Genomic DNA, 4,160 nt, shown 5'->3' with positions numbered 1-4,160 from the left:
GGCTGGCCGGCGACTACGCGGTCGACGAGTTCGGGTTCGACGCCGAGCTCGCCGACACGCTCGTGCTGCCCGCGCTGCGCCCGCTCTACCAGCGCTGGTTCCGGGTGGAGACGATCGGCATGCACCACGTCCCGGACTCCGGTGGCGCGCTGCTGGTGGCCAACCACTCGGGCACGCTGCCGCTGGACGCGATGATGTCCACCGTCGCGGTGCACGACGAGCACCCGGCCGGGCGGCACCTGCGCCTGCTCGGGGCGGACCTGATGTTCCGGCTCCCGGTGGCCGGCTCGGTGGCCCGCAAGAGCGGCGCGACGCTGGCGTGCATGCCCGACGCCGAGCGGCTGATGGCGAACGGTGAGCTGGTCGGGGTGTTCCCGGAGGGCTTCAAGGGCATCGGCAAGCCGTTCCGGGACCGCTACAAGCTGCAGCGGTTCGGTCGCGGCGGGTTCGTCTCGGCCGCGCTGCGCACCGGCGTCCCGATCATCCCGTGCTCCATCGTCGGCGCCGAGGAGACCTACCCCAAGATCGGCGACATCGCGCCGCTGGCCCGGCTGTTCGGGGCGCCCTACTTCCCGATCACCCCGACGTTCCCGCTGCTCGGTCCCGCCGGCCTGGTCCCGCTGCCGTCCAAGTGGTACATCGAGTTCGGCGAGCCGATCCGCACCGACGACCACACCCCGGCCGACGCCGACGACCCGATGCTGGTGTTCAACCTGACCGACCAGGTCCGGGAGACGATCCAGCACACGCTCTACCGGCTGCTCTCGCAGCGCCGCAACGTCTTCCTGGGCTGACGCGCCTCCTCCGGCCGGCCGGAGGAGGTCTCAGCGCTTGCGGTAGGCCACGCCCGCGGCGACGGCACCGGCGAGCGCGCCGGCACCGAGCACCGACGGGACGCCGATCCGGGCCGCCTTGCGTCCGGTGCGGAAGTCGCGGATCTGCCACTCCCGGGCCTTGGCCACGTCACGCAGCTCCGAGTCCGGGTTGACCGCGACGGCGGTGCCGACCGCGGCCAGCATCGGCACGTCGTTCACCGAGTCCGAGTAGGCGGCGCAGCGACGCAGGTCCAGGCCCTCGGACGCGGCCAGCGCGCGCACCGCGTGCGCCTTGGCCGGGCCGTGCAGGATCTCCCCGACGAGGCGGCCGGTGTAGAGGCCGTCCACGCTCTCCGCGACGGTGCCCAGCGCGCCGGTCAGACCCAGGCGCCGGGCGATGATCAGGGCCAGCTCCACCGGGGTCGCGGTGACCAGCCAGACGCGCTGGCCTGCGTCGAGGTGCATCTGGGCCAGCGCCCGGGTGCCGGCCCAGATCCGGTCGGCCATCAGCTCGTCGTAGATCTCCTCGCCCATCGCCATGACCTCCTCGACGGACCGGCCGGCGACGAACGAGAGCGCCGTGTCGCGATGTCCGGCGATGCCGCCCTTGTCCTCCCGGCCGCCGACCCGGAACTTGAGCTGCTGCCAGGCGAAGCCGCGCATGTCCGCGGCGGAGAAGAACTTGCGCGCGGCCAGGCCGCGGGCGAAGTGGAAGATCGACGCGCCGACCATCATCGTGTTGTCGCAGTCGAAGAACGCCGCGGCGGTCAGGTCCGGCGGCGGCTCGTCCCCGTCGTGCCCGACGAGCTCCTCGGCCGCCACCGCGGCGGCGGCGGAGGCCTCACCGGCCCGGCGGGCCGGATCCAGCGCGGTCACCCGGTCCAGGACCCGGCCGGACTCGGCGATCCCGGCCACCTCGGAACGTCCGTCGCCGGTGGCGTCGCCGTCCCCGGTGGGCGTACGCGGCTCGGGATCGCTCACCACGACCAGCCTTCCTCGGGTGCGGACACGGACATCGTTCACCCTACTGCGCCTGCCGCCCGGGGGCCGCCGTGCATCACGACCGTCACGCCGCGACCCGGGCACCGGGCCCGGATGACGACGGGGCCACCACAGCATCGTGCTGAGGTGGCCCCGTCGGGCGTTCGCCGGTGTCGGTCAGCCGATCGTGACCGGGCCGATGCCGGGCAGCAGCGGCGGAAGGGTGATCGGCGGCAGCAGCGGCTCGGGCGAGTCGGTCGTCGACTTCGTGGAGCTGCTCGAACCGGAGCCGGAGCTGCCCGACGAGCTGCTCGGGCTGCTGGGCTCGCCACTCTGCGACCGGGCGGGGTCGCCACCGAGGATGGGGCCGAGACCCGGCTGCTCGGAGGTCCCGCTCGTCGACGGGCTCGGCGAGCTCGACCCGGACGACTCGGTCGGGGACTCCGGCTCCGGCGAACCGGTGCCGGACTCGTCGGTGCCGGGCTCCTCGGTGTCCTGCTGCTCGGACCGGGCCGTACCCGAGTCCGGGACGCAGGCGCCGGACGAGGGCAGCGGGCCCAGGTCGTCGACCGAGTCGGTGCCCGACCCGCTGCAGCCGGTGCGGGCCCGCAGCGCCTCGGTGCGGGTGAGGACCCGCTCCAGCAGCGCGATCGAGTCGTCGGCCTCCGGGACGATGGTCTGCGGCATCGACGCTCGCAGCTGCTCCATCCGGCCGGACTGCGCCGTGGCCCAGGTGCGGAGGTCGCCGAGCTGCGAACCGCCCGCCGACCGCTCCGCGGACAGCATCAGCCGGCTGCCGTTGCTGGTGGCGGTGTCGAAGTCGTCGATCGCCGAGGTGACCGTCGAGGGCTCCGGCGGCGTGCTCCGGTCCATCAGCCTCTCGATCTCGTCGACCCGGGTACGGGCCAGCTCGAGCTGGCGCGCGGCCTCGGCCTGGTCGCCGAACGTGAAGGCGCCGCCGGTGGACTCGGTGACCCGCTTGACCCCGTAGAGCGAGTCGCCGGGCAGCGCGGTGCGGCTGGCGGTGGCGGCCACCCCGGCCAGGACGGCGAGCGCGGCCACGGCCGTCACCACGACGCCGAAGCGCTTGCGCAGGCTGGGCCGGCGACGCCCGGACGGGCGCGCCGAGGGGCGGCCGTCGGAGGGACGGCTCTCCGCGGTGCCGCCCGACGCCGAAGCGCCCGCGGCGGAGGCCTGGTCCGGGTGGTCGTCGGGCAGCACGTGCCGGGCGCGTCGGCTCCGGATGCGGCGGTCCGGGCCGGTGCCGGTCGCGGAGAGCGTGCGCTCTCCGGCTGCGCGGCCGACCGAGGCGGCCGGTGCGGTGTCGCCGACGGGCGCGACGTCCCGGATCGGTGCGCCCAGCGGTGTGGTCAGTTCGGAGGGGTCCGGTGCCGGCGTCCGCGGACGCATGGCATCCCGCTCGGCCATCGCCTCGACGAGCCGCCGGCGCATCCGTGCGGAGGCCTGCGGATCAGGGGACAGCGACGGGCGGCTGCGGTCCAGCGCGGCCGCCAGCGCGATCTCGTGCGCGAGCTCCTCCGCGGCGGACGCGCCGGGCGGCACCTGTTCGTGCCCGTCCTCGGCCCGCTGCCTGTCGTCCTCGTGCCATGCCCCCGGCATGTCGTCCGTCCTCACTGCAGTCCTGCGCTGCTCATCAGCGTCGCGCTCAACCTGCGCTCGTCTACACAACGAGGCGGGAGCGCGGAGGTTACGGCGAAAATACCGTTCACCGCATCGAGTAGCGCATTCGTCGCAGTGGCGTCATCGGGACATCCAGTTAGACCGTTCGGCTCACTCATCTCAGGCCTTCCGGCAGCAACTGGGCGAGTCGGCGGACGGCGCGGTGCTGCAGTGCCTTGACCGCGCCTTCGTTGCGGTCCATCAGCTCGGCGGTCTCGGCGACCGAGAGCCCCCGCAGGAAGCGCAGCTGGATGCACTCGCGCTGGTCCGGGTTGAGCTTGTCGATCGAGGCGAGCAGCTCGGAGTTCGTCGCGTTGTCGAGTACCTGCTGCTCGGGCCCGCCGGTCGCCGGGGACAGCTCGACGATCTCCGACGTGGTCGACTCCAACCGGTACCGGCTGGACTTCACGTAGTCGAAGATCAGGTTGCGGGCGATCGTGACGAACCAGGCGCCGATGTCGCGGCCCTGGTAGCTGACCGAGCCGATCCGGCGCAGCGCGCGGACGAACGTCTCCTGCGTGATGTCCTCGGCGAACGAGCGGTCGCCCATCCGGAACAGCACGTACCGGAACACGACGTCGTGGTAGCGCTCGTAGAGCTCGCCGAACGCGCGCACGTCACCGGCCTGGCTGGCCTCGACCAGCGTCCAGGAGTTGCCCTCGTCGGTGGGGGGTTCCTGCACGT

General features: G+C 73.4%; 4 protein-coding genes. 1 reads left to right on the top strand and 3 read right to left on the bottom strand.

Going from position 1 to position 4,160, the window contains the following annotated elements; translation table 11 throughout:
• Nucleotides 1-794 (top strand): lysophospholipid acyltransferase family protein (locus tag I4I78_RS30855; RefSeq protein WP_218615038.1); only part of this gene is annotated, 794 nt, incomplete at its 5' end.
• A gap of 30 nt (nt 795-824) precedes the next feature.
• On the opposite strand, the gene I4I78_RS30850 is transcribed toward I4I78_RS30855, so the two are convergent.
• From I4I78_RS30850 to I4I78_RS30840, 3 genes are all read right to left on the bottom strand, one after another.
• Nucleotides 825-1,799, bottom strand: coding sequence for an HAD family hydrolase (locus I4I78_RS30850; protein WP_374225950.1), 975 nt, complete (start codon nt 1,797-1,799; stop codon nt 825-827).
• A 174-nt stretch (nt 1,800-1,973) separates the two neighbouring features.
• Nucleotides 1,974-3,416 (bottom strand): DUF5667 domain-containing protein, encoded by a 1,443-nt coding sequence (locus I4I78_RS30845; RefSeq protein WP_218615037.1) that lies wholly within the window; start codon nt 3,414-3,416, stop codon nt 1,974-1,976.
• Between the two features lie 175 nt (nt 3,417-3,591).
• Nucleotides 3,592-4,158: a sigma-70 family RNA polymerase sigma factor gene (locus I4I78_RS30840; protein WP_218615036.1), complete on the bottom strand. Its 567-nt coding sequence runs from the start codon at nt 4,156-4,158 to the stop codon at nt 3,592-3,594.
• Nucleotides 4,159-4,160 lie beyond the last annotated feature (2 nt).

This window comes from Pseudonocardia sp. KRD291 (genome assembly GCF_019263595.1).
GTDB lineage: Bacteria > Actinomycetota > Actinomycetes > Mycobacteriales > Pseudonocardiaceae > Pseudonocardia.
The sequence above is the reverse complement of the archived record's forward strand: the minus strand, read 5'-3'. Positions and strand labels throughout refer to the sequence as shown.

Bases quoted from the DNA above. Each gene is read 5' to 3' on its own strand.
- I4I78_RS30845 (WP_218615037.1), bottom strand. From the start codon at position 3,416: ATGCCGGGGGCATGGCACGAGGACGACAGGCAGCGGGCCGAGGACGGG.